At 41.0% G+C, this 23,622-nt stretch carries 28 protein-coding genes; all 28 read right to left on the reverse strand.

The annotated features are described in order from the left end of the window. Position 1: 1 nt before the first annotated feature. The 28 genes from flhG to clpQ all read right to left on the reverse strand — a co-directional run bounded on the left by flhG (position 2) and on the right by clpQ (position 23,622). Positions 2 to 898: a flagellum location/number ATPase FlhG gene (gene flhG / locus M1D94_RS12480; RefSeq protein ID WP_072174242.1), complete on the reverse strand. Its 897-nt coding sequence runs from the start codon at positions 896 to 898 to the stop codon at positions 2 to 4. Further along, positions 889 to 1,989: a flagellar biosynthesis protein FlhF gene (gene flhF, locus M1D94_RS12485; protein ID WP_003231945.1), complete on the reverse strand. Its 1,101-nt coding sequence runs from the start codon at positions 1,987 to 1,989 to the stop codon at positions 889 to 891. The genes flhG and flhF overlap by 10 nt, the downstream gene beginning before the upstream one ends. After that, positions 1,989 to 4,022 carry a flagellar biosynthesis protein FlhA gene (gene flhA / locus M1D94_RS12490; protein WP_043940115.1) on the reverse strand — a complete coding sequence of 678 codons (2,034 nt, stop codon included), beginning with the start codon at positions 4,020 to 4,022 and terminating at the stop codon, positions 1,989 to 1,991. Before flhA ends, flhF begins: the two co-directional genes overlap by 1 nt. Before the next feature lie 32 nt (positions 4,023 to 4,054). Then, on the reverse strand, positions 4,055 to 5,137 hold the full coding sequence (gene flhB, locus M1D94_RS12495; RefSeq protein ID WP_014479790.1) for a flagellar biosynthesis protein FlhB: 1,083 nt from the start codon (positions 5,135 to 5,137) through the stop codon (positions 4,055 to 4,057). Beyond that, positions 5,137 to 5,916: a flagellar biosynthetic protein FliR gene (fliR, locus tag M1D94_RS12500; protein WP_003245510.1), complete on the reverse strand. Its 780-nt coding sequence runs from the start codon at positions 5,914 to 5,916 to the stop codon at positions 5,137 to 5,139. The genes flhB and fliR overlap by 1 nt, the downstream gene beginning before the upstream one ends. Positions 5,917 to 5,923: 7 nt before the next feature. Beyond that, a complete protein-coding gene (fliQ, locus tag M1D94_RS12505) occupies positions 5,924 to 6,193 on the reverse strand; it encodes a flagellar biosynthesis protein FliQ (RefSeq protein ID WP_003220888.1) in 270 nt (89 codons plus the stop codon). Between the two features lie 14 nt (positions 6,194 to 6,207). Continuing rightward, positions 6,208 to 6,873: a flagellar type III secretion system pore protein FliP gene (gene fliP / locus M1D94_RS12510; protein ID WP_003245692.1), complete on the reverse strand. Its 666-nt coding sequence runs from the start codon at positions 6,871 to 6,873 to the stop codon at positions 6,208 to 6,210. Then, on the reverse strand, positions 6,866 to 7,525 hold the full coding sequence (gene fliZ / locus M1D94_RS12515; RefSeq protein WP_038828244.1) for a flagella biosynthesis regulatory protein FliZ: 660 nt from the start codon (positions 7,523 to 7,525) through the stop codon (positions 6,866 to 6,868). The genes fliP and fliZ overlap by 8 nt, the downstream gene beginning before the upstream one ends. A 14-nt stretch (positions 7,526 to 7,539) precedes the next feature. After that, positions 7,540 to 7,902, reverse strand: a complete 363-nt coding sequence (gene cheY, locus M1D94_RS12520; protein ID WP_014476812.1) for a chemotaxis protein CheY — start codon at positions 7,900 to 7,902, stop codon at positions 7,540 to 7,542. A 25-nt stretch (positions 7,903 to 7,927) separates the two neighbouring features. Further along, entirely contained in the window at positions 7,928 to 9,064 is a 1,137-nt protein-coding gene (gene fliY, locus M1D94_RS12525) for a flagellar motor switch phosphatase FliY (protein WP_014479788.1), read from the reverse strand. Next, complete coding sequence (gene fliM / locus M1D94_RS12530; RefSeq protein WP_003220879.1) at positions 9,054 to 10,052, reverse strand: flagellar motor switch protein FliM; 999 nt, start codon at positions 10,050 to 10,052, stop codon at positions 9,054 to 9,056. The genes fliY and fliM overlap by 11 nt, the downstream gene beginning before the upstream one ends. 33 nt (positions 10,053 to 10,085) lie before the next feature. Then, complete coding sequence (gene fliL, locus M1D94_RS12535) at positions 10,086 to 10,508, reverse strand: flagellar basal body-associated protein FliL (RefSeq protein WP_003231964.1); 423 nt, start codon at positions 10,506 to 10,508, stop codon at positions 10,086 to 10,088. Then, positions 10,505 to 10,720 carry a swarming motility protein SwrD gene (gene swrD, locus M1D94_RS12540; RefSeq protein ID WP_003231966.1) on the reverse strand — a complete coding sequence of 72 codons (216 nt, stop codon included), beginning with the start codon at positions 10,718 to 10,720 and terminating at the stop codon, positions 10,505 to 10,507. Before swrD ends, fliL begins: the two co-directional genes overlap by 4 nt. A 39-nt stretch (positions 10,721 to 10,759) precedes the next feature. Continuing rightward, on the reverse strand, positions 10,760 to 11,554 hold the full coding sequence (gene flgG, locus M1D94_RS12545; protein WP_003231968.1) for a flagellar basal body rod protein FlgG: 795 nt from the start codon (positions 11,552 to 11,554) through the stop codon (positions 10,760 to 10,762). 21 nt (positions 11,555 to 11,575) lie between these two features. Beyond that, complete coding sequence (gene flgD / locus M1D94_RS12550) at positions 11,576 to 11,998, reverse strand: flagellar hook assembly protein FlgD (RefSeq protein ID WP_003231970.1); 423 nt, start codon at positions 11,996 to 11,998, stop codon at positions 11,576 to 11,578. Then, positions 11,995 to 13,458: a flagellar hook-length control protein FliK gene (locus M1D94_RS12555; RefSeq protein WP_032725700.1), complete on the reverse strand. Its 1,464-nt coding sequence runs from the start codon at positions 13,456 to 13,458 to the stop codon at positions 11,995 to 11,997. The genes flgD and M1D94_RS12555 overlap by 4 nt, the downstream gene beginning before the upstream one ends. A gap of 12 nt (positions 13,459 to 13,470) precedes the next feature. Next, positions 13,471 to 14,085 carry a MotE family protein gene (locus M1D94_RS12560; protein WP_032725699.1) on the reverse strand — a complete coding sequence of 205 codons (615 nt, stop codon included), beginning with the start codon at positions 14,083 to 14,085 and terminating at the stop codon, positions 13,471 to 13,473. A gap of 11 nt (positions 14,086 to 14,096) precedes the next feature. Continuing rightward, positions 14,097 to 14,540 (reverse strand): flagellar export protein FliJ, encoded by a 444-nt coding sequence (gene fliJ / locus M1D94_RS12565; protein WP_003231977.1) that lies wholly within the window; start codon positions 14,538 to 14,540, stop codon positions 14,097 to 14,099. Between the two features lie 2 nt (positions 14,541 to 14,542). After that, positions 14,543 to 15,859, reverse strand: a complete 1,317-nt coding sequence (fliI, locus tag M1D94_RS12570) for a flagellar protein export ATPase FliI (RefSeq protein ID WP_032725698.1) — start codon at positions 15,857 to 15,859, stop codon at positions 14,543 to 14,545. Further along, entirely contained in the window at positions 15,856 to 16,608 is a 753-nt protein-coding gene (gene fliH / locus M1D94_RS12575) for a flagellar assembly protein FliH (RefSeq protein ID WP_003244804.1), read from the reverse strand. The genes fliI and fliH overlap by 4 nt, the downstream gene beginning before the upstream one ends. Beyond that, a complete protein-coding gene (gene fliG / locus M1D94_RS12580) occupies positions 16,601 to 17,617 on the reverse strand; it encodes a flagellar motor switch protein FliG (RefSeq protein ID WP_003231981.1) in 1,017 nt (338 codons plus the stop codon). Before fliG ends, fliH begins: the two co-directional genes overlap by 8 nt. A gap of 12 nt (positions 17,618 to 17,629) precedes the next feature. Next, positions 17,630 to 19,240: a flagellar basal-body MS-ring/collar protein FliF gene (gene fliF, locus M1D94_RS12585; RefSeq protein WP_043940114.1), complete on the reverse strand. Its 1,611-nt coding sequence runs from the start codon at positions 19,238 to 19,240 to the stop codon at positions 17,630 to 17,632. 45 nt (positions 19,241 to 19,285) lie between these two features. Further along, a complete protein-coding gene (gene fliE / locus M1D94_RS12590; RefSeq protein WP_003238544.1) occupies positions 19,286 to 19,606 on the reverse strand; it encodes a flagellar hook-basal body complex protein FliE in 321 nt (106 codons plus the stop codon). A gap of 10 nt (positions 19,607 to 19,616) precedes the next feature. Continuing rightward, positions 19,617 to 20,069, reverse strand: coding sequence for a flagellar basal body rod protein FlgC (gene flgC, locus M1D94_RS12595; protein WP_021479294.1), 453 nt, complete (start codon positions 20,067 to 20,069; stop codon positions 19,617 to 19,619). Further along, positions 20,069 to 20,458: a flagellar basal body rod protein FlgB gene (flgB, locus tag M1D94_RS12600; RefSeq protein ID WP_003245656.1), complete on the reverse strand. Its 390-nt coding sequence runs from the start codon at positions 20,456 to 20,458 to the stop codon at positions 20,069 to 20,071. Before flgB ends, flgC begins: the two co-directional genes overlap by 1 nt. Positions 20,459 to 20,837: 379 nt before the next feature. Continuing rightward, a complete protein-coding gene (gene codY, locus M1D94_RS12605; protein WP_003220850.1) occupies positions 20,838 to 21,617 on the reverse strand; it encodes a GTP-sensing pleiotropic transcriptional regulator CodY in 780 nt (259 codons plus the stop codon). A 39-nt stretch (positions 21,618 to 21,656) separates the two neighbouring features. Next, positions 21,657 to 23,060, reverse strand: coding sequence for an HslU--HslV peptidase ATPase subunit (gene hslU, locus M1D94_RS12610; RefSeq protein WP_043857494.1), 1,404 nt, complete (start codon positions 23,058 to 23,060; stop codon positions 21,657 to 21,659). A gap of 16 nt (positions 23,061 to 23,076) precedes the next feature. Next, the gene (clpQ, locus tag M1D94_RS12615; RefSeq protein WP_003238555.1) at positions 23,077 to 23,622 is read right to left on the reverse strand and encodes an ATP-dependent protease subunit ClpQ; all 546 of its coding nucleotides are present in this window, start codon (positions 23,620 to 23,622) and stop codon (positions 23,077 to 23,079) included.

The raw sequence follows: 23,622 nt of genomic DNA on the forward strand, positions 1-23,622 counted from the left end.
ATTAAGCCCTCCTCATTAAAAAAGAAGATAATTTCTCAATAAATGTCTGTTTGTCTTCTTTGTGTCTCGTTTCTTCTCTTCCAAACAAGGCGTCCGCTAAAATACGGACTGACCGGCTGGCTTTTGCCTGAGGGCTTTTTATGAAAAAAGGAACCTGTTCGACAACCGCTTTGCTCACGATCACATCGTCAGAAACGGAACCGGCAAACTGAACCTGAACATCCAAAAACATATGAATTGTACGGGAGAGGCGGGCAAAAGCGTCAAGCCCTTCCTTTTGGTCACGGCACCGATTGACAGCCACCTTCATTGAAAGCTTATTTTCTGTCAAAACCAAGTGCTTGACAGCGCTGTATGCGTCCATAATGGCCGTCGGCTCGGGAGTTGTTATAATCAAAATATCTTCTGCTGATAAAATAAAAGGCAGTTGATCTTTTGATAAGCCCGCTCCCATATCAAACAGCACATAATCGAACTGGCTTAATGCATGAGAAAGTTCATTGGCAAAAAACGTCCATTTTCTCTGATCGAGCTGAAACATCACATCAAGACCGGTTCCCCCTGATATATACCGCAAACCCTTTGGGCCAATGGATAATGACTGGAGCAAAGGCTTACGATCGGTTAAAACATCAATTATCGTGGCAGACGATGAATTTCCTATTAATATATCAATGTTCCCCATCCCGATATCAAGGTCGATGAGCAGCACCTTCTTACCTTTATCCTGCAGCGCAAGTGCCATATTTAAGGTAATATTGGATTTTCCGACACCGCCCTTGCCGCTGATGACAGCAAGTGTCTTCGCTTTTTGTGAATAAACCATTGGCAGAACGCGCTCACGTTTTTCCATTTTCGCCCGTAAAGTTGCTGCTTGGTCATATCTGTTCATCTGCACAGCATCCTCACAAAACCAAGTGGAGATACAGTCTGTATATCCTCAGGCACATTCTGTCCGTTTGTCATAAACCCGACACCTATTTTTGATTCTGCCAGTATATTAAATACAGAACCTAAGGAAGTCGTTTCATCTATTTTCGTAAAAATATACTGATTGACAGGGACGGATGAAAACCGTTTGACAATATGCTTCATATCTTCATATTTTGCAGTCGCGGATAAAACAAGAAATGACTGAATGCTGCTCTCAAAAGGAATCGTTTCTTTCAGTTCATCAATGTATTGCGGGTCCTTGAAGTTTCTTCCGGCTGTATCAACAAACACATGATCATACTCAGAAAATAACTCCTTCGCCTGCTGAAATTCTTCTTTTGTATAGCAAACTTCCAGAGGAGCCTGCAGCAGTTCAGCGTATGTTTTCAACTGTTCAACAGCTGCAATACGATACGTATCTGTTGTAATAAAAGCGATTTTTTTATGTTTTTCAAGCATAGATATGGCTGCGAGTTTAGCCAGTGTAGTTGTTTTACCAGCCCCTGTTGAACCAAAGAGAACGATATATTTTGAATGAATTGGCTCCTGCCACTTGTCTGCTGAGGGCAGCATATCGCATAGTATTTCCTGAAGTTTGCCGACAACATTTTCTTCAGTCAAGCCGCCTGCTTCAACAGAGAAGCGAAGCAATTTTTTCAGAGTGTTCGTTTTCGTAGACTCTTTGATCCCTGTTTCTTGCAAAAGCTTTTCTGCTTTTCGCAGCGGCTCAGGAAGTACAGATTGATATGCTGAAAAATCACCTAGCTCCTGTTGCGCCGGAATTTGAGGGGGATATGTTCTCTCCTCTATTTTCGGACTGCTGACCGGAGTTTTTAATGTTTGTTTCGGTTCAGCTGCCTTCTGAGGCGTTTTTTTCTCAAGAAAGTCCTGATCCAATACAGCGATTACTTCAACAGCAGGCTTGTTGACGAGGCCAAACCATTTTCGCTTTTTAATTTTTTTTGAATTTAATATGACCGCTTCATTACCTAACTCTTTTCTGATGAGAAGTGCCGCTTCTTGCATTGAAGCAGCAGTAAATTTTTTTATTTTCATTAAATATCCACCACTCCAATGCTTTGTACCTCAACATTCGCCTCAAGTTCGTTATAAGAGAGTACCGGAAGATCAGGGAAGTACCGTTCCAGAAGCTGCTTCACATACATTCTGACAGGCGGCGAGCAAAGAAGAATCGCGGTTTCCTGACGTAATGAGAGCTGTTCAGCTTCTTTAGCGACAGAGCGCACTATACTTTCTGAAATATCTGGTTCAAGTGATAAATAGTTCCCGTGTTCCGTCTGCTGCACACCGTCTGCTATTGCTTTTTCTACACGGCCGGAACAAGTAACAACCTTCAACACTTCATTTTCTTTGGCAAACTGGGCTGTAATTTGTTTAGCAAGCGCTTGTCTTGTATACTCTGTCAAGAGATCAGAATCTGTTGTTAATTTCCCATAGTCAGCAAGTGTTTCAAAAATCGTTACTAAGTTTCGAATTGAAACTTTTTCTTTTAAAAGCTTAGCAAGCACTTTCTGAATATCACCGACAGACAATGGATTCGGCGTAACCTCTTCAACCAGGACTGGATACGTGTCTTTCAAGTGATCGATCAGCTGTTTTGTCTCCTGCCTTCCGATCAATTCGTGGGCATGCTGCTTAATTTTCTCCGTAATATGCGTTGAAACGACTGATGCAGGATCAACTACTGTATAACCAAGCATATCGGCTTCATCCTTTACCGCTTCGCTAATCCATTTAGCCGGCAGCCCGAATGAAGGCTCCACTGTTTCAATCCCTTCAATGAGATCGTCCTCAGGAGTAGGCGACATCGCTAAATAATGATCAAGCAACAGCTCGCCTTTTGCTACTTCGTTTCCTTTAATTTTCAATCGGTATTCATTAGGCTGCAACGCTATATTATCTCTGATTCGCACGACAGGAATGACAAGCCCGAGTTCCAAAGCCAACTGACGGCGTATCATAACAATTCGGTCTAATAAATCACCGCCTTGATTGGCATCAGCAAGCGGTATCAGGCCATATCCAAACTCAAATTCTATCGGATCTATATGCAGAAGCTGAACAACACTTTCAGGGCTTTTAAGCTCGTCCACCTCAGCCTCTTCCTCAAGAATCTCATCCACTTCTTCTTTTTCCTTACCTGATTTAGATAGTGTATATGCGCCAAAAGCAAGCAATCCCGCAAGCGGCCCCGTCAGAAGGATGCCGATCGGAGTGAAAATACCTAAAAGCATGATCGTAGCTGCTGCGACGTATAAAAGCTTTGGATACGCAAACAGCTGGCCTGTAATGTCATGCCCTAAGTTTCCTTCAGAGGCAGCTCTTGTGACCACAATACCCGTAGCCGTAGAAATTAACAGTGCCGGGATTTGCGAAACAATTCCATCCCCTACAGTCAGCATCGTAAAGTGTGAAGCAGCCTCTTGAATGGACATGCCCTGCTGAAGCATTCCGATCACGATTCCGAAAATAATATTGATCATCACAATGATGATTCCGGCAATGGCGTCACCTTTTACAAATTTACTGGCACCGTCCATTGCTCCATAAAAGTCTGCTTCTCTTGCCACTTTTTCGCGGCGATGCTTCGCTTCCTGTTCGGTAATCATCCCTGCGTTTAAATCAGCATCAATACTCATCTGCTTCCCCGGCATTGCGTCCAGCGTAAACCTTGCTGCAACCTCGGAAACACGTTCAGCACCTTTTGTAATGACGATAAACTGAATAATAATAAGGATGATGAATACAACGAGTCCAACTAATACATTTCCGCCGACAACGAAATTTCCGAAAGTCTCGACGACTTTCCCTCCTTCACCGTGTGAAAGAATTGAACGGGTAGTTGAGACGTTCAAGCCCAAACGAAATAGGGTCAAAAGCAGCAACAGTGACGGAAAAATCGAAAACTGAAGCGCTTCCTGCATATTCATTGTGGTGAGAAGCACGATCAACGCAAGAGAAATATTAATAATGATCAAAATACTTAACAGCCATGGAGGAAATGGAATCACCAGCATCGCCACAATGAGGACAACACTTATTAAAACGGATAAATCTCTTGTTGACATGCTGTTTTTTCTCTCCTTTTAAATCGAAAAATTCAATATACTTTTTGTTTTGTTTTATATACGTAAGCCAGAATTTCTGCTAAAACTTTAAAAAATTCTTCCGGCACTGCCTGGTCAATTTCCACCTGATCATATAACGCACGGGCAAGCGGTCTGTTTTCTACCATCATGACATCATGCTCTTTAGCAATTTTCCTGATTTTTAACGCCAGGTGGTCGACACCTTTTGCAACAATATAAGGAGCGTCCATTTTTTCTTCATCATATTTCAAAGCAATCGCATAGTGAGTCGGGTTTGTGATAATGACATCTGCTTTTGGAACTTCCTGCATCATCCGCCTCATCGCCATTTCCCGCTGTCTTTGTTTAATTTTAGACTTAATAATCGGGTCACCTTCAGATTTTTTGTACTCGTCTTTTATATCTTGTTTTGACATTTTGATATTTTTCTCATAATCAAATCTCTGATATAAATAGTCAAGACCAGCAAGAATTAATAAAGCGCCTGCACCGCTCAGTCCCATCCACAAAGTGAGTTTTGAAACGAAAGATAGTGCCTCTTCGGGTGTCAGGAGAGGAAGCCGGAGAATTTCTCCATAATGCAGCCAAAGCACAGCAAAAGCCGCAAAACCGACGACTACGATTTTCAAAATTGATTTAATCAGCTCTACAATCGCCCTCATACTGTATATTCGTTTAAAGCCTTTGATCGGATCCAGTTTTTCAAGCTTAGGCTGTATCACTTCAGCAGAAAATAAGAACCCAACCTGCATATAGTTGCTTACGACTCCTGCAACAAGAGCAACAAGCAAAATCGGTGCGAGTATTATGCCCATATCCTTTAATAAGCTGACAAACAATGTATGCACATTTGATTCTGAGAGCTTCATTGTGAGCGATTCGGTATAAAATGTTTCTATGAATGACAGCAGCCTGTCTCTCATATACGGACCAATTGCAATAAGCGAAAGGAATATTACCAGTAAAGAAACGGCGGTATTGACATCCGAGCTTTTGGCTACCTGCCCTTTTTTTCGCGTATCCTTCCGTTTTTTCGGAGTGGCTTTTTCTGTCTTCTCTCCCGCAAAAAACTGCAGGTCAACTCTAAGCTTCATTAAGAAACACCGACCAATGCTAAAAGATTCCGCATCGTTTCAATCGTTAAACTGAAAACATTCCGGACAACGACGAAGATAACGGACATACATACAATGAGCATGATGAAACTGACAGCGATCTTTAAAGGCAGACCGACCACAAATACATTTAACTGCGGAACAGTTCGAGCCACGATACCTAATGCTAAATCAACTAGAAACAAGCTGGCCACAACCGGCGCTGACATTTGAAAAGCGATAATAAACATTGCATTAAAGCTTTTCGCAATAAAATAGGCAAACTTTTCATCGCCGAAATTCGGAAATGCCTGATCAACTGAAATATACTGAAAGCTGTAGTAAATACCATCCAGCAACAAATGGTGGGCATTGACACTCAGCATAAACAAAAGTGCCATCGTATAGATAAACTGGCCAATCAACGGACTTTGTGCACCGGTTTGCGGATCAATAACGTTTGCTATTGAAAATCCCATTTGAAAATCAATAAACGAGCCGGCAATCTGCACTGCGGCAATCATCATATAAGCAATTAAACCCAGACATAGGCCGACCAAAGCTTCTTTAAACGCCAAAAGCATATAGTGCTCATCTATCTCCAAAGAGGGCGGTTTATCAATGGTGCTGAAACAAATGACCGCAAGAAAAAAAGCAAAACCTATGCGATGAACAGCTGGCACATTTCGATGTCCAAATAGCGGAATTGTTACAAAAAAAGCAGAGATTCTAATAAAAACCAATAAAAAAGCAGGAAATAAGTCAATAATTGAATTCATCTCTACATTACCCTGCAAAACGATTTAAATTAGAAAACAGCTCTGTTGTAAATGAAAGAATCGTCGACAGCATCCACGGACCAAAAAAAATGAGAGCCAGGAGAACCGCCACGATTTTCGGAATAAACGCCAAAGTCTGTTCCTGGATTTGAGTTGTCGCCTGAAATATGCTGACAATTAAACCGACCAGTAAAGCAATAGCCAATAATGGCCCGCTGATCATCAGCGTTACGTATACGGCTTTTTCCGCCATAGAAATTACAAATTCTGAACTCACGTTTAGCACCTACCCTAAAAGCTCTGAAGCAAAGATTTCACAATTAAATACCAGCCGTCTACCAAAACAAAAAGTAATATTTTAAAGGGCAGAGAAATCATAACTGGAGGCAGCATCATCATCCCCATTGACATCAAGACGCTCGCCACTACCATATCTATAATTAAAAAAGGGATAAAAATCATAAAACCTATTTGAAATGCTGTTTTAAGCTCCGATATGGCAAAAGCCGGAACCATTGTTGTTAACGGAATATCCTTTAATGATTCAGGTTTATCCATTTTCGCGTAATTCATAAACAGCGCCAGATCCTTCTGCCTTGTGTGTTTACTCATAAATTCTTTAATCGGTTCCTCAGCTTTCGTATACGCTTCATCCAAGCTGATTTTGTTGTCCATTAATGGGGTCAGCGCTTCTTTATTAATTTCTGAAAAAGTAGGAGCCATAATAAAAAATGTTAAAAACAGCGCAAGCCCGATAAGAACCTGGTTTGGGGGCATAGATTGCGTCGCAAGTGAAGTTCTGACAAATGACAGAACAATGACGATGCGAGTAAAACAAGTCATAAGAATCAATATTCCAGGCGCCACTGAAAATACAGTTAACAATAATAGTAATTTAACAGTTGAACTTACGTTTTCCGGATCGCTTGAACTGAAAATATTTATAAACTCATTCATGATGACGTGGGCCTTTCTTCTTTCCTTCAGAACGGTTTTGTTTTAACTCTTCAAGTTGCTCTTTTAATGCTTTTGAAAATGAAGGCAGTTTTTGCTGCGGCTGATGTTCAGAACTCTTATGCGGCTTCACAAACTTTTGCCACTCTATTTTGCTTGACATTGCCTCTTCATGCTGACTGAGAATGACTTCAATCTCTTTTTCATCCTCAATTTCTTTCAGCAGCTGGATCGTCTCTCCTACACCGACGACGAGCACACTTTTCCCGACCTTGATCAATTGTATGGATCTGTTCTGGCCGACCGATGTGCCGCCAATATTTTCAACATATTGAAAAGGCTTTAGGAGCCGATTTCTTTTGTTCATGAGCTTAACTAGCCCGTAAATCAGCACGATAACAAACAATAAAGCGAAAATCATCTTTACAAAATCAAAAGCTGAGACAGAAGGAGCAGCCGCTCCCTCCGTCTCATCAGCAGTTTTTGTTGTTTTTTCTTTCTTTTGCTCTGATTGATCTGCAGTTTTTTCATCTTTCTTTTGAAACCATTCGTTTACAGTTGAATTATCAGAGTCTGCCGCGGCAGCAGCAATCGGATGTACACTCAATAAAACGAAAAAACAAATAAAAACGATAAAATATTGACTCTTTTTCAACAGTCGTACACCCTTTAACTTAATGTTTTGTTGATTGCTTCAAGCACACGGTCAGCTTGGAAAGGTTTCACAATGAAATCCTTAGCGCCGGCCTGAATGGCATCAATAACCATTGATTGCTGTCCCATAGCAGAACACATGATGATTCTTGCCTGCGCATCAATTTGTTTAATTTCTTTTAATGCTGTAATACCATCCATTTCTGGCATCGTGATATCCATAGTAACAAGGTCAGGTGAATGCTCTTTATATTTCTCTACCGCTTGTGCTCCATTTTCAGCTTCCGCCACAACTTCAAAACCATTTTTAACTAAAATATCTTTAATCATCATTCTCATAAATGCTGCGTCATCTACAATTAAAATTCTATGTGCCATAATCTATCTCTCTCCTTGTGTTTCGTTATTTTAAATTATTAATGCGCTCTGCCTGGCTTAAAATGTCAGTGACTCTTACTCCGAAGTTTTCTTCAATGACAACGACCTCGCCTTTGGCAACGATACGCTGATTAACTAAAATATCTACAGGCTCACCAGCTAATTTATCAAGCTCGATAATACTTCCGGCAGAAAGCTCTAAAATCTCTTTTACGCTTCTCTTCGTTCTGCCAAGCTCAACAGTAATCGAAAGCGGGATATCCAAAAGCATATCCAGATTATGAATAGGGGCTTGTACAGCTTCGTTTGGATCAAACGCGGAAAATTCCACCGGTGAAACCTGAACTGGCGCTGCTTTTTTTGCTGTTCCCTGCCTTTTTGGCGGCTGCTGCTGTTGCTTCGGTTCAATACGCGGCTCTGGCGTCACAGGCTCTTTCGGCTGTTCGTATGTAACTTCAGGCTGCACCGTTTCTTCTTCCTCTGCACTTTCTGAGTTCATAAGGCTTGAAATTAAATCTTTCGCAAATGTCAATGGGTAAAGCTGCATAATGCTGGAGTCTATTAATTCTCCCACCTTTAAGTTGAAAGAAACTTTCACCAGCATTTCATCATCAGGAATACGGTCTGTACCCTTTTCTTCAGTAACATCCAACAATTCAACCCGAGGAGGTGAAATATCAATTTTTTTACTGAATACAGTAGACATTGATGTGGCAGCCGATCCCATCATTTGGTTCATTGCTTCTTGAACCGCACTTAAATGGATTTCACCCAGTGAAGGGTCCGCACCTTTTCCGTCTCCCCCGATCATTAAGTCAGCAATGATCGCCGCGTCACTTTGTTCCACGACTAACAGGTTGCTTCCGCTGAAGCCCTCCGTATAATTCACTTCAATCGCTACATACGGTTCAGGAAACGCATCGCTGATTTTACTTCTTGGAATGACCGTTACGCTTGGAGTCGTAATATCGACCTTTTGATTTAAAAGCGTTGAAAGTGCTGTCGCAGAACTGCCGAATGAAATATTACCGATTTCACCGATCGCATCACGCTCCATTTCCGATAAGTCATCTACTTCCGGAACCTCTGGCTCATCAAGCGTGCTGCCAGTACCGTTAAGAAGCGCGTCAATCTCATCTTGAGATAATCTATTATTCTCCATCTTGTTCACCTCTTATGTCGTGATCTAAAATTTGCACTGCCTGTTTTCGATTCACCCGGCCGGCTTGTCCTAAAAATTTCGGCTTATCTCCGACCAATACAGTAAGAGGATCCGTGACTGATTTGTCCAAAGTTATGCAGTCTCCGACTTCTAAACTTAAAAACTCTTCTATCGTCAGTTCAGATGTGCCGAGCTCGGCCACGACAGGTATTTGTGCTGTCATGATACGTTTTTCAAGCGACTTTGTTTCCTCAGGCTTTGGCTCATTTCGGTCTGATTGCATCCAATAGTGGACTGAAAGCTTCGGTATGAGCGGCTCGAGTACGATATGCGGGATACAGAGATTAATGACACCGCTGATTTCACCAATTTGAGTATTGAGCGAGATCACCACGACTGTTTCATTAGGAGATACCATCTGAACAAATTGCGGATTCACTTCAAACTCAGTCATTTCCGGTTCAATATCAGCAATTGACTGCCAAGCTTCTTTATAATTACCCAGTGCATTTTCAAATAAATTAGAAATGATTTTTGTTTCAATTTCTGTCAAACTGTCAACCTTGTTATGACTGATTCCAATCCCGCCCATGACCCGATCCATCATCGTATAAGCTATCGTGGGGTTGACCTCCATCATAATTCTGCCTTCCATCGGATGGACATCAAATAGATTCAGAATCGTCATGTTCGGGATCGATCTGATAAATTCCTCATACGGGACCTGGTCAACAGAACTGACAGATATGTGAATATAGGTTCTGAGCTGAGCAGAAAAATGAGTGGTAAGAAGTCTTGCAAAATTGTCATGAATTCTCGTTAAACTGCGGATCTGATCCTTAGAAAACCGCAGCGCACGTTTGAAATCATAAACCTTGACTTTCTTCTCTTTTTCTTCTTTTTTCAGCTCTTCAGCGTCCATTTCACCTGTTGATATTGCAGAAAGCAGTGCATCTATTTCATTTTGGGAGAGAACTTCTCCTGACATTTTCCTCACCTCCGTATTCTGTCAAATTATGCTTTATTGCAGATTAAAGGAGGTAATATACACTTTTTCTACTTTTCCTTCTTGGAGGTAGCTATTTATTTTATCTTTTAGTTCCTTCTTAAAGGTTTCTTTTCCCTTGTCTCCCTCAATCTGATCAGCATTCGTATCAGCCAGCAGTGATATAACAGCGTCTTTCACTTGGAAATCACGTTTCTCAAGTTCTTCTTTTGATTTATCAGAATCAGTTTCAAGCTTAATAGCAAGACGGATAATGTTATCAGACTTTAAATTTGTTGTGATCTCTTCTACATCAACAGAAGACGCAACGATTTCATCAATACTTTTTTTCGCTTCACTTTTTTCGGACTTTCCGCCTAAAACAAAATAAGCCGCCGCCCCGAGAGCACCAATTACGATAAGAATAATTAGTAATATGATCATTAACTTTTTCTTCATTCCGGTTCCTCTATTCCTTGATCCATTGCAAATATTTGTATTTTTCGGTAGAAAGCTGCGATCTTTTCCAGAACAGCTTCTTCATCTTCTTTTACTACAAACTTCTTACCATTTGACAGAGTAATTGTAGTATCCGGAAAACATTCAATCTGTTCAATAAATAGCGCATTCAGTGTAAAGGGCTGCCCGTTCAAACGGGTTACTTTAATCATAAAACAGCGGAGAAGCGATTACTCGCCTCCCCTCCCTCCTTAACGTTTAAGGTTAACCAGTTCTTGAAGGATTTCATCAGATGTTGTAATAATTTTTGAGTTTGATTGGAATCCGCGCTGGGCTACGATCATTTCAGTAAATTCGTCAGTTAAATCGACGTTAGACATTTCGAGAAATCCTGATTTAAGAGCACCAGTTCCGCCGTCACCAGGCTGGTTCGCTGCACTGGCCGTTCCAGAGTTTAAAGATTCACGGTATAGGTTGCTTCCGATTTTATCCAATCCATCACTGTTGGCAAAAGTAACAATCCCGATTTGTCCCCCGTCTTGTGTTTTCCCCTCAGCATCAACAATTGACACCTTTCCATCAGAACCAATGCTAAAGCTTTGAGCATCAGTAGGAATTTTAATTGTTCCCCCATTCATATTTAACACATGGTAGCCATCACCTGTAACCAGTGTTCCGGTATTATCTAAATAGAAGTTCCCTGCTCTTGTATAAGCTGTCCCGTCACCTGTATCAATTCGGAAGTAACCGTCGCCGTCAATTGCTAAATCAAGTGTTCTTCCTGTACTTTGTGTCGCGCTTGTTGAATGAATTGTATCAATTGTGCCAGATGATGAACCTAAACCGATTTGCTTAGAGTTTGTTCCGCCGATTGTTGCACCAGCAGCAGAACCGCCGGCAATCGTTTGGCTTACCATATCTTTAAAGGTCACACGGCTCTTTTTGAATCCTACTGTATTTACGTTGGCAATGTTGTTACCGATTACGTCAAGCTTTGTTTGAAAGTTCTTCATACCGCTGATTCCAGAATAAAGTGAACGTAACATAATATATTCCCCCAGATGTTTTTATTTAGATGATTGTCCCACAGACATGACATTCGCAGGACTGATCTCGGTCCCATCATCAAGAACGAGATAATAATTTCCTTTAAAATGTTTAACAGAGCTTACTGTGCCTGTTTTATCTGTTGCACTTTTACCATCAGTCCAAGATACTTCTTTTCCCATCCAATCAACATACGTTGTAAACGGATCTTGGTTTTCAACGAATTGAGTCATTGTCGTATTCAGATTCATCATTTGCTCCAAGCTTGAAAAAGTCGCCATCTGGCTGATAAATTCTTTATCGTCAATCGGGTTAAGCGGATCTTGGTTTTGAACTTGAGTCATTAATATTTTTAAAAACTCGTCTTTCCCCAAGCTGCTGTTGTTCGTCGACACAGTGTTCGTTTTTTCAGGCAGTTTATATTCTGAACTTATAGAAGTCATTCTTCTTCCTCCATTTCAACCATCGACACTTCATCGAGCAGATCGCCAAAATCATTTGATTGCTTTTTCTGTCTTTGCTGTCTCTGCCCCTCTTGCTGCTGTTTCTGTTCATCAGCAAGCTGGCCGTATATCGGCTGATCCCCGCTTTGGACCGGAAGAGTAAAACGGTCAATTTGGACGGCCATATTCGGCAATGATTGCTTCAGCTGAGGAAGATGCTGTTCAAGCAATTCTTTTGCTGATTGGCTAGATGCTATGATTTTACTCTGAAACATTCCATTTTCATTTGTCAGCTTGATTGTGACAAATCCTAAATGTTCAGGGTTCAGCCGAATAGTGAAACTTCCCGTCGATCTGCCGAAAGGCGTATATTTCATCTGCTTCCACGCATTAATCACTTGATCAGCCACCGTTTTTGTTTCGGCATTTGGTATATCAGATGACATCTGCTGCAGATCTAGTGTTTGAACTCCTCCTATGCTCCGATGCCCCGAAAACAGCATTTGGAGTCCTGATTTACTATCTACAGGCTGAATACTTCCAGAAACATCCGATGCATTTTTGCTGGATGAACTCTGCGAAAGCGGTGTGAGAACACGCTTCCCAAAGTCTTGTGATGATTCGGATGATTTCGATAACAAGAAGGCTTTCAGCTGGCTTTCAGCTAGACTCCATTCTTTGGTCCCTTTTTGAGGAAGCATAGACATTTGGTCCATTAAGCTTTGAAAACTTTTCAGCTCTGACGCTGTCATGGAGTAAAGTTTTGAACTTGACTCAGCTTTAGTGAATATTTGCTGTTTAAGATCCTGAATGAGTTGTTGAGATACACCCTTTTTTTCTAATGCAGATAGGAATTGATCTCCATTTTGGTAAATGGCATGAGCTTCATTGCCATTCCCGCGATCAGTCAGCTTATTCCCTTCTACGAGCTGGCTAATGAACATCTGGATATAGATAAGCTCTTTAGCAGCATCGGATACTTCATTTTCCTGATTTGATTGCTCTGTATCCGACTTCAGTGCTCCATTAATGTCAGAAACAGAATCATTGGCATTCCGAGCCGTTTTAGCTTCTGAAAAGATTTTCTCCGTTTCTGTGAGCAATTGATCCGTCCCGTCTGACATTTTTGATTCAACTGCTTGCAAAAGATTTTGCAATATTTGCAGAGCATTCGCATCCAATTGCTTCCCTGTCAGTTTGCTTAATGTTTGCAAAAGATCCGCATTTTGTTTGTCTTGGTCTTCAGGACTTGCATTTAGCCATTCACCGATCTTTTTAAGCGCATCTGCTAAAAGCTGATCTTCGGAATTAGGAGTTCCCTTTCCTTGTTCTGAGAGTTCCTTCAATCCTGCCTCAGAAATAAGCCAGTTTTGAAAAACTCCCCGGCTACTTTTCATGTTTTTAGCGGCAGAACCCGTTGTGGTTTGCAGCAAAGGTCCCGCTAATTCAAGCAGCTTCACCTTTCATTCCCCCTATTCTTGGCTGGCAGCAATTTTTTCTGTATAGGTTGCTGCTTGCTCAGGAGTCATTTTCGCCAATATGTCAGCAAGCTGCTTTTTGCTTAGGCCATTCAATATTTTCAGTGCTTCTTTCTCCTTTAATTGGGCAATAATTTTAGCAGCCTTTCCGCTGTCCATGCTTTTGTACACACTGATCACTTTGTCATTTTCAGATGAAGCTTTCGAGTCTGCTGATCCTTCAGTATGATCTTCTGATGACTTTTTTTGATCCTCAGCTGTCTTTTCAAGTGAACGGATCTTTTGATTGAGCCTATCGATTTCCGATTTACTTGTTTCTAAATCTTTATTCAATATACCGATTTCACTTTTTTGATCCTTAATGGTCTTTTCCAGAGCTGCCGTATTACTGCTATCCTTATTTGATGCTGTGTCTTTTTTATTTTCGGTTTCAGGGACCAATTCCTTAAGAACCGGCGTTTTTGCCGCAGCATCCTGTATCGGCTTTAAGACATTGATACCAGCAGCCCAAAGAACAATCCCCCCTGCGATTAGTAGAAACATCAGCGGGAGGATAATGATAAGCAAAACCGAACGGAACTTACCTGATTCTTTCTTTTTGCCGGACATTACATTCGCTCCTAATGGCCTTGAATCATAAACTGCTTAATCGAAATATCGTCCATTTCTTTCATTTCTGCAGCTTTATCTTCAAGAGCAAACATTTTAAACTGTTTTTCACGCATTTTTTCAAACTTTTTCACTTCAATGTTTTTCTCTGTCAAAATTTCTTGTTTTTGATTCATTTGATTTCTTTTCATAATGACAAGCTTTTGATAGTGATAGATCGTATTATCAAGATTTGAGACAAATTGTTGGTAGTGCCTCATTTCTTGTACACTCATGCCGCTTTTTAATTTCTTTTCCTTATTTTGTTCTAGCAATTCTTTTTTGCTCATATTTTCATATAATTTTTCAGCAACGTTTTCAAATTCAGAAACTGATTGCTGATACTCGGATAAGGATTGGTCTTTTTCATTTTCTTTTAGTTCCAGTAGCTTTTGGAATCTAAATTGATAAGCCACGTTTATTCCTCATTTCCTGTCAAACTAGTTAATACAGCAATGCTTTCTTCCAATAAAGCCGGTTCGTCTGTTCCCTGCTTTAAAAATTGAATAAGCTGCGGATAAAACTGTATCGCTTCATCAATTTCTCTGGATGATCCTCTTTTGTAAGCTCCGATATTAATGAGATCTTCCGAATTTTGATATGTCGATAAAAGTTCACGGAATTTATTTGCCGCATCCAGATGCTGTCTTGTCGATATGTTTGACATCACCCTGCTGATGCTTTTTAGTACGTTAACTGCTGGAAACTGACCTTTATTGGCAAGCGCCCTGTCCAGCACAATATGTCCGTCTAAAATTCCGCGTACAGTATCGGCAATCGGCTCATTCATGTCATCCCCGTCTACCAACACTGTATAAAATGCCGTAATGGTTCCATGCTCGTTTGCACCTGTTCGTTCTAGTAAACGAGGTAAAATAGCGAACACTGAAGGTGTATAGCCTTTTGTTGTCGGAGGCTCTCCGGCAGCCAATCCAATCTCTCGCTGCGCCATTGCCACCCTTGTAACAGAATCCATCATAAACATGACATTTTGGCCTTTATCTCGGAAATACTCGGCAATTGCAGTCGCTGTATATGCCGCTTTCAATCTCATTAATGCTGGCTGGTCTGAGGTGGCAACAACTACAATCGATCGTTTCAGCCCCTCTTTCCCAAGATCTTTTTCAATAAACTCCCGAACCTCTCGTCCGCGTTCTCCGACAAGTGCAATGACGTTTAAGTCAGCCTCTGTCTGCTTGGCGATCATCCCCATTAATGTGCTTTTTCCGACACCGCTTCCTGCAAAAATTCCAATCCGCTGGCCTTTCCCGACTGTCAGCAAGCTGTCAATTGATCTGACTCCAACACCCATCTTTTCACGGATAGGCGGCCGTTTCATCGGGTTGGGCGGTGATTGCTCCGTCGATACAGGCGAAAGCCCTTTCGGCAGAAGTTTTCCGTCAAGCGGTTCTCCAAAAGCATCGATGACTTGTCCGATCAGTCCGGTTCCAACTTTAACCCGAAGTGATTCCCCAGTAGCTTCTACAATGCTGCCAGGTGCAATGCTCGCAGCCTCTAAATAAGGCATAAGCAAAATATTTTCTTCCTGGAAGCCGACTACCTCAGCTTTAATGACTTTCCCAGATTGTCCTTTTGCATAAATCAGGCACACGTCGCCAATTGAGCTTGCTGGCCCTTTTGATTCAATCATCAGGCCGATTACCCGCTTGACTTTTCCGTACCGTTTATACGAGTCTGTCATTTCTATACAATCTATCAGACTCTGTGTCTTCATTCAGCTGCACCTGCTTCCAGCGCTGTCAGAAGTTTATCTTTCAATTGCATCAATTGTGTGTCAACACTCGCATCTACCCTGCCAAAAGGAGTTTCAATATAACAGGTTCCTTTTTGAGCTTTTTCATCAGCATATATGCCAAGCCGGCATTCTTTATAAAGAAGCTGCTGGATTTCATCTTTTTGCTGAAAGATTGTCTCATAGTAATATGGATCAACATAAATTGATATATCGTCATATTCCTTAACTTCGTTTATAACCTGTTGTACAAGCAGGAGGAAAGCCTCTTTATCATCAGACTTTTGCTGCCAAACTTTTTTTGCTAGGGCAACGGCAAGCTCAACGATTTCTTCATTAGCGTCTTCAAGCTTGTCCTCAACAGCTTTTCTGGACATTTCAGTTATACTGTTTGCTTGGCCGATCAGTTCGGCATACTGTTTCATTGCCTCAGCTTTGCCCAGCGCTACTCCTTGTTCAAAGCCCTCGGCTTTTGCTTCTTCAATAAGCTTCTGTTTTTCAGCCGCCCAATCGTTTTTCTCCTGTTCAATTTGACGGCGAATATTTTCTATATGACTGTTTGCCTGCTCAGAAATCCGGTCAGCTTCCTCTTTCACTCGGGCCATAAGCGCCTCCGGGTTCTCTTCAGCCTGCAAAAGGTGAGAATGATCAATACGCACCTCTTGTATAGAAAGTTTTCTTTTTTCCTTTTGTGGAGAAATAGATGATTCTTGTTTAATGATATTAGACAATAATATCATCCCCTCCGCCTCTTGCTATCACAATTTCACCGGCTTCTTCAAGCTTTCTGACGATGCTTACAATTCTCGATTGAGCTTCTTCAACATCTTTCAAGCGTACAGGGCCCATAAATTCCATTTCTTCTTTGAAGGTTTCAACCATACGCTGTGACATATTGTTGAATACAATTTCTTTGACTTCCTCGCTTGCAACCTTTAATGAAAGGAGCAAATCGTCGTTCTCAACATCGCGAATGACTCTCTGAATGGCACGGTTATCAAGTGTGACAATATCTTCGAAGACAAACATCCGCTTTTTAATCTCTTCAGCAAGATCGGGATCCTGAATTTCCAATGAATCCAAGATCGTCTTCTCTGTCCCTCTGTCTACCCCGTTTAACACTTCCACAACAGCTTCAATTCCGCCTGTTTGTGTATAATCCTGAGTAAATGCAGAAGATAATTTTTGTTCCAGAATCCGTTCTACCTCATTAATTATTTCTGGAGACGTTCTATCCATGACCGCGATTCTTCTCGCAACCTCAGCCTGTACTTCAGGATTCAGCTCGGATAAAATTTGCCCAGCCTGCACTGGATCTAAATAAGACAAGATTAACGCCATCGTCTGCGGATGCTCTTGCTGGATAAAATTCAAAATTTGTTCAGGCTCCGCTTTTCTGGCAAAATCAAATGGCTTAACCTGCAAAGAAGAAGTCAGCCTGTTTAGAATGTTCTCCGCCTTATCCTCTCCAAGCGCCTTTTCCAGAACTTGTCTTGCATAGCTTAAACCGCCTTGAGAAATATAATCTTGCGCAATGGCTATATTATGAAATTCTTCTATGATTTCATCCTTTTTTTGATGATCGACGCTTCGAACACCTGATATTTCCAGAGTAAGCCTTTCAATTTCTTCATCGGTTAAGTGCTTATAGACAGAAGCTGACACATCTAACCCCAAGGAAATCATGAGAATGGCTGCTTTTTGTTTTCCTGTAAGCTTATCTTGATCACGTCTCGCCATTTCTAATTCCTCCTAATCCTCGGCCAGCCAGCTTCTCAGCAGTTTTGCAAAATCTTCCGGCTTGTCTTTCGCCATCTTTTCAAGCTGTTTTCGTCTGACTGATTCCGCTGTTTCATTTTCCTCTTCGTTGATATCAGGCAAATTGATTGGTTCTTGAGGAACCTCATACTCATATTCCTCAAATTCATCCTCTTGCGCCCGTTTCTTTCTGATAAGCATAATGATCAGAACAATGATCGCTGCGATTAAAACACCGCCTACAATATATGCCCACAGCGGGATACCTGAGGATTCTTCCGTATTTGTATCCAAATTGACTTTTCCGTCGAATGGCTGAACAGAAACAACAATCTTATTATTGATATCAGCATCAGATAAATTCTGATTTTGCGTTTCATCTTTATCCAAAGATGTTCTGACTACAGTTGAAAGGATTTTTTGTATATCATCCTGTCTTTCAGTTGATAGCGACGCAGTGTTTTTGGCATCAGGCGGCTCTACCATTACTTGAATCCCTAAATCTCTGACCTTATAAGGACTTTCAGCGATTTCTTTATGAATTCGGTTAACCTCGTAATTGATTTTGTTGCTGTTTTTTTCGTAGTTCCCGCTTTCGGTATTTTCACCGTCAGCCTTATAATTTGTAACATCTTCCTCGCCGGTTCCGGCAGTTCCGCCGTTGGCTGCACCGTCGCCCTGATATGTTTCAGATACCTTTTCAGCGCTGACTGCAATACCTTCCATGTTTTCTTTATCCACAGGTTCGACAATGTCTTCTGTCCGATTTTCTTTTGTGAAATCAATGTCTGCTGTAACGGAGACAACGACTTTATCTTGGCCCATCATCGTACCCAGCAGTGACTGTACATGTTTTTGAATGTCTTTTTCAACTTGAGACTTAATTCCTTGCTGAGAAGAATAACTATCCGCGTAGGACCCTGCATCGCTGTCTGATTTGTCGTAGTATGTAGAATTTTGGTCCATGATGACGATGTTATCTTCTTTTAGGTTTGGCACGCTTTTAGATACCAGATGATATAATCCGTTGATTTGGCTTTGATCAAGTGTATAACCCGGTTGAATCTGCAGAACGATTGATGCAGATGCTGCAGATTGCTCCTCACCGACAAACACAGCGTCTTTCGGGAGATTAATCATTACTTTTGAATTTTTAATACCGTCCATTTCATTGATCAAGTTTGACAGTTCTGTCTGTGTAGCTTTCACTTTCACCATATCAAACTCATTGTCTGTCAAACCAAAGCCGGCATTCTGTCCAAAAAACGAATAATCAATTGATCCCGTTTTAGGAAGTCCTTCTGCAGCCATCTGCACTTTCAAAGAATCAACCTGATCCTCCGGAACACTAATCACTGTACCGCCATTCGAAAGTTCGTTTGGAACTTTTTTTGCATCCAATTCTTTTTTGATTTGTCCTGCTTCTTCAGCAGACAAATCTTTGTACAGCGGCGCCATTTTAGAATTTGAAGCAAAAACACTAATAATAATTCCAATAATAATAATTGCCGCTAAAGCACTAACCATTAAAATCTTTTGTAGTTTAGATCTATTTTTCCAAAACTCACTCGTTTTGTTTTTCATTTGCATTAGAGTACGATTCATGTTAACCCCCGGTCATTCCACTCTTTCTCTAAATCGTCAGACCCCCTACATTTGCATTCTCATAATCTCCTGATAAGCTTCCACAGCTTTATTGCGGAACTCTGTTGCTGCAGTTAGAGAGATGCTAGCTTTTTGAGCAGCGATCATGACCTCATCAAGATTTACATCTTTTCCTGCAGCCAAGGCATTAGTCATGTTGTCAGAAGCTACTTGGGACTCATTTAACGAACTAATAGAGTTTTTTAAAAGCTCCGAAAAGCTTGTTTGATTTGAAGAATCTGTTTTTTGGCTATTGTTTACTTGATTTGTTGCATTTTGAGTGTTTTGAGTATTTTGAACCTGAAAAGGAGAAATTGCATTAATCACATTCATTCACCTACTTTCCGATTTCTAACGCCTTCATCAGCATTCCCTTTGTAGCATTCATCGCCGTGACATTCGCCTCATATGATCTGGTGCTGCTGACAAGATCAACCATTTCCTTTAATGGATCAACATTAGGCTTTTGTACATATCCTTCAGCGTTTGCATCAGGGTCTGTCGGATCATAGACAAGATTAAAATCCGAATCATCCTCCGTAATTTTTGAAACCTTCACACCGTTTCCAGCACTACCGCTTCCGCTCATTTGAGAATTGAGAATGGAAGAGAACGATTCACCTTTTGACTGAAGGGAGACCATTTTCCGTCTGTAAGGCACCCACTCTCCATTCACCTGCTTAGCTCTTGTCGTATCCATATTTGCTAAGTTAGATGATACAACGTCCATTCTGACTCGCTGAGCTGTTAAAGCCGATGCTGAAACATTTAAGCTATGAAAAGCTGTCATCATTTTCCTCCTGTTAATACGGTCTTCAGCGAATTAAATTTACCGTTCATTCTTTCAACCAAAGCTTGATAGTTGATTTGATTTTGCGCCAATTCTGTCATCTCTTTGTCAACATCAACATTGTTTCCGTTTTGCTGATACGATGTATCTCCGCTCGCAACAATTGAATAATTCGAATCAGTATCAGAAAAATCAACATGACGATAGTCTGTTTTTATCGCTTCAAGACGCGAGGATTCTTGATCTAATAAATTTTGGAAAGAGACTTTTTTTGCCTTATAGTTCGGTGTATCTATATTGGCGATATTATTAGTTATGACTTTTTGCTTAATATCCGCTCTACTCAAGGCATTTTCAAGATTTTGTATCGTTCCAGAAAATAAGCTCAAATCCACTTACCTCCATTTCAGTTTTTTTCACCCTCAATATCCTTGTCGAGAATTGTAAAACTATATGCTTATTGTAAGAAATAACAGGCATAAAGTCTATGAAGTTCGTGTAAAAAAATGTCCTCACAATTATCTATTTTACAACTAGGTATAAAGTCCTAGATTGTTAGAACTACATTTCTCGCCTTGATATAAGCCTGAAAATAGCAGAATTTCTGTTTTTTCTCCTTTCTTTTCGGCATTTTTGAAACTTTTTGAAGAAAAATGCAAAATTTATTAAAATTATTACATAGAAAGACTTTCAACCCAGGAAATAAAGCTTATTGATTTCCTTTATTTGAAATAAAAAAAGAACCCTCAAAAAGGGTTCTTTTTGTGATTAATGAGATTTTAGATTTTCTAATTCAATTAAGAATTTGTTGTTTAGTACCTTGATATAAGTACCTTTCATTCCTAATGATCTAGACTCGATAACACCGGCGCTCTCCAGCTTTCTGAGTGCGTTCACAATAACAGAACGGGTAATGCCGACACGGTCAGCAATTTTACTTGCAACAAGAAGACCTTCGTTTCCGTCAAGCTCCTCAAAAATGTGCTCAATTGCTTCAAGCTCACTGTAAGAAAGCGAGCTGATAGCCATTTGTACGACAGCTTTGCTTCTTGCTTCCTCTTCAATTTCTTCTGCTTTTTCTCTTAGGATTTCCATTCCGACAACTGTTGCGCCGTATTCTGCTAGAATTAAGTCATCGTCATTGAATTGATCTTGTAAACGTGAAAGAATAAGTGTTCCTAATCTTTCCCCGCCTCCGATGATCGGCACAATTGTTGTTAAACCAGCTTGGAACAGATCTCTGTTCTCAACAGGGAAAGCAGTATATTCACTATTAATATCCAAGTTAGAAGATGTTTCAGGGACATTAAACAGATTTTTCGTATACTCTTCAGGGAATTGACGATCCTCAAGCATTTTTTTCATACGATCATTTTCAATTTGCTGGTTAATAGAATACCCAAGGAGTTTCCCTCTGCGGCTTACAACGAAAATATTGGAATCAATTACATCCCGCAGCGTCTCTGCCATTTCCTTGAAGTTTACCGGTTTCCCTGCCGCAGCTTGCAGCATGGAGTTAATAATTCTTGTTTTTTGTAATAAAGCCATGATAAATAATCCTCCTAAACATTCCTCATATTAAATTTTTCACAATATAAATTGACTTAAATCTTTGTTTTTGGCTATCGTTCCGAGCTTTTCTTCGACATACTGTGGTGTAATCGTTATTTTCTCCATCGTTACATCTGGAGCTTCAAACGACAAATCTTCTAATAGGCGTTCAAGTATTGTATGAAGGCGTCTCGCACCGATATTATCTGTGTCCTGGTTCACATGATAAGCAACTTCAGCAATCTTATGAATAGCTTCGTCAGAAAATTCAAGAGATATACCTTCTGTCTGCAATAATGCCTGATATTGTTTCAGCAGCGCATTATCCGGCTCAACCAAAATTCTCACGAAGTCGTCTACCGTGAGTTTGTTCAGTTCTACACGAATCGGGAAACGCCCCTGCAGCTCAGGAATCAAATCAGACGGTTTGGCCATATGAAACGCTCCTGCTGCAATAAATAATACATGGTCTGTTTTTACAGAACCATATTTTGTGACAACGGTTGAGCCCTCAACAATCGGCAGGATATCCCGCTGAACGCCTTCTCTTGAAACATCGGCAGAAGAAGATGCACCGCCGTTCTTTGCGATTTTATCAATCTCATCGATAAAGATAATCCCGCTCTCTTCTGCTCTCTGAACAGCTTCCTGGCTGACTTCATCCATATCGATGAGTTTGCTTGCTTCTTCATTCGTCAGGACTTTTCTGGCTTCTCTGACTGTCATTTTGCGCCGTTTCTTTTTCTTTGGCATTAATCCGCTCAGCGCATCCTGCATGTTCATACCCATCTGCTCCATACCCGAGCCCTGCAGCATGTCAAACATAGAAGGCTGCTGCTCTTCGACTTCTACTGTTACATAGTAGTCTTCGAGCTCTCCTAAAGCCAGCTGATGTGCCATTCGTTTTCTTTTTTCTTCGATGTTTGCTTCTTCCTGGCTCTCCGCCTCATCTTCACCATTCGGCTGGCTGCCTCCAAAAAACATTTCAAACGGATTTTTAACGCCAGATTGTTTTTTCTTCCCGGGAACTAACAGACGAACAATGCGTTTATTTGCATTTTCTTCTGCCTGTTCCTTTACTTCATTCATTTTCTCTTCTTTGATAAGCCGAACAGAAGTCTCCACAAGATCTCTGACCATTGATTCAACATCTCTGCCTACATAGCCGACTTCGGTAAATTTAGTAGCTTCAATTTTGATAAATGGCGCACCTGAAAGCTTAGCGATTCGTCTGGCAATTTCAGTTTTCCCGACGCCGGTAGGACCCATCATTAAAATGTTTTTCGGAACGACCTCGTCCTTCAGCTTTTCATCCAGAAGACTTCTTCTATAGCGGTTTCTTAATGCCACGGCGACAGCTTTTTTCGCATTTTGCTGACCGACAATATATTGGTCTAACCGATCTACAATCTGTCTCGGAGTTAACGTTTTTTTTTCCATGCGCCTCAAGTCCTTTCTATTCAAGCTCTTCCAGTATGATTTGATCGTTCGTGTAAACACAAATTTCGCCTGCTGTTTCTAACGCGGCTCTGGCAATCTCACTTGCAGACATGCTTTCCCCGGCATGCTTTTTCAGAGCTCTTCCCGCTGCCAAAGCGTAATTGCCTCCTGATCCAATCGCGAGAATGCCGTCATCTGGTTCGATCACCTCGCCTGTTCCCGATACGAGAAGCAAAGTATCCTGATTCATAACAATCAGCATGGCTTCGAGCTTTCTTAGCACTTTATCACTGCGCCATTCCTTCGCAAGCTCAACAGCCGCCCGTTTTAAGTTGCCGTTATATTCTTCAAGCTTAGCTTCAAACTTTTCGAATAAAGTGAAAGCGTCTGCAACAGATCCCGCAAAGCCAGCAAGAACTTTGCCGTTAAACAGTTTTCTCACTTTCCGTGCCGTGTGTTTCATGACAACAGCCTGACCAAATGTTACTTGGCCGTCTCCGGACATAGCGCTTCGTCCTTTATGCTGTACGGCAAATATTGTGGTCGCATGAAAAGATGACAT

This window comes from Bacillus sp. JZ109 (assembly GCF_053903135.1).

Excerpts from the sequence above, each read along its gene's own strand:
- M1D94_RS12560 (WP_032725699.1), bottom strand. The coding sequence starts at position 14,085 with ATGTCCGGCAAAAAGAAAGAATCAGGTAAGTTCCGTTCGGTTTTGCTT.
- codY (WP_003220850.1), bottom strand. The coding sequence starts at position 21,617 with ATGGCTTTATTACAAAAAACAAGAATTATTAACTCCATGCTGCAAGCT.
- clpQ (WP_003238555.1), bottom strand. The coding sequence starts at position 23,622 with ATGTCATCTTTTCATGCGACCACAATATTTGCCGTACAGCATAAAGGA.
- fliI (WP_032725698.1), bottom strand. The coding sequence starts at position 15,859 with ATGAAGACACAGAGTCTGATAGATTGTATAGAAATGACAGACTCGTAT.
- hslU (WP_043857494.1), bottom strand. The coding sequence starts at position 23,060 with ATGGAAAAAAAAACGTTAACTCCGAGACAGATTGTAGATCGGTTAGAC.
- fliP (WP_003245692.1), bottom strand. The coding sequence starts at position 6,873 with ATGAATGAGTTTATAAATATTTTCAGTTCAAGCGATCCGGAAAACGTA.
- flhF (WP_003231945.1), bottom strand. The coding sequence starts at position 1,989 with ATGAAAATAAAAAAATTTACTGCTGCTTCAATGCAAGAAGCGGCACTT.
- flhB (WP_014479790.1), bottom strand. The coding sequence starts at position 5,137 with ATGAAGCTTAGAGTTGACCTGCAGTTTTTTGCGGGAGAGAAGACAGAA.
- fliF (WP_043940114.1), bottom strand. The coding sequence starts at position 19,240 with ATGAATCGTACTCTAATGCAAATGAAAAACAAAACGAGTGAGTTTTGG.
- cheY (WP_014476812.1), bottom strand. The coding sequence starts at position 7,902 with ATGGCACATAGAATTTTAATTGTAGATGACGCAGCATTTATGAGAATG.
- fliL (WP_003231964.1), bottom strand. The coding sequence starts at position 10,508 with ATGAAGAAAAAGTTAATGATCATATTACTAATTATTCTTATCGTAATT.
- flhA (WP_043940115.1), bottom strand. The coding sequence starts at position 4,022 with ATGTCAACAAGAGATTTATCCGTTTTAATAAGTGTTGTCCTCATTGTG.
- swrD (WP_003231966.1), bottom strand. The coding sequence starts at position 10,720 with ATGATTAAAGTAACCCGTTTGAACGGGCAGCCCTTTACACTGAATGCG.
- flgC (WP_021479294.1), bottom strand. The coding sequence starts at position 20,069 with ATGACAGCTTTTCATAGCTTAAATGTTTCAGCATCGGCTTTAACAGCT.
- flgD (WP_003231970.1), bottom strand. The coding sequence starts at position 11,998 with ATGACTTCTATAAGTTCAGAATATAAACTGCCTGAAAAAACGAACACT.
- flgG (WP_003231968.1), bottom strand. The coding sequence starts at position 11,554 with ATGTTACGTTCACTTTATTCTGGAATCAGCGGTATGAAGAACTTTCAA.
- fliY (WP_014479788.1), bottom strand. The coding sequence starts at position 9,064 with ATGGAGAATAATAGATTATCTCAAGATGAGATTGACGCGCTTCTTAAC.
- fliM (WP_003220879.1), bottom strand. The coding sequence starts at position 10,052 with ATGTCAGGAGAAGTTCTCTCCCAAAATGAAATAGATGCACTGCTTTCT.
- fliR (WP_003245510.1), bottom strand. The coding sequence starts at position 5,916 with ATGAATTCAATTATTGACTTATTTCCTGCTTTTTTATTGGTTTTTATT.
- fliG (WP_003231981.1), bottom strand. The coding sequence starts at position 17,617 with ATGGCGAGACGTGATCAAGATAAGCTTACAGGAAAACAAAAAGCAGCC.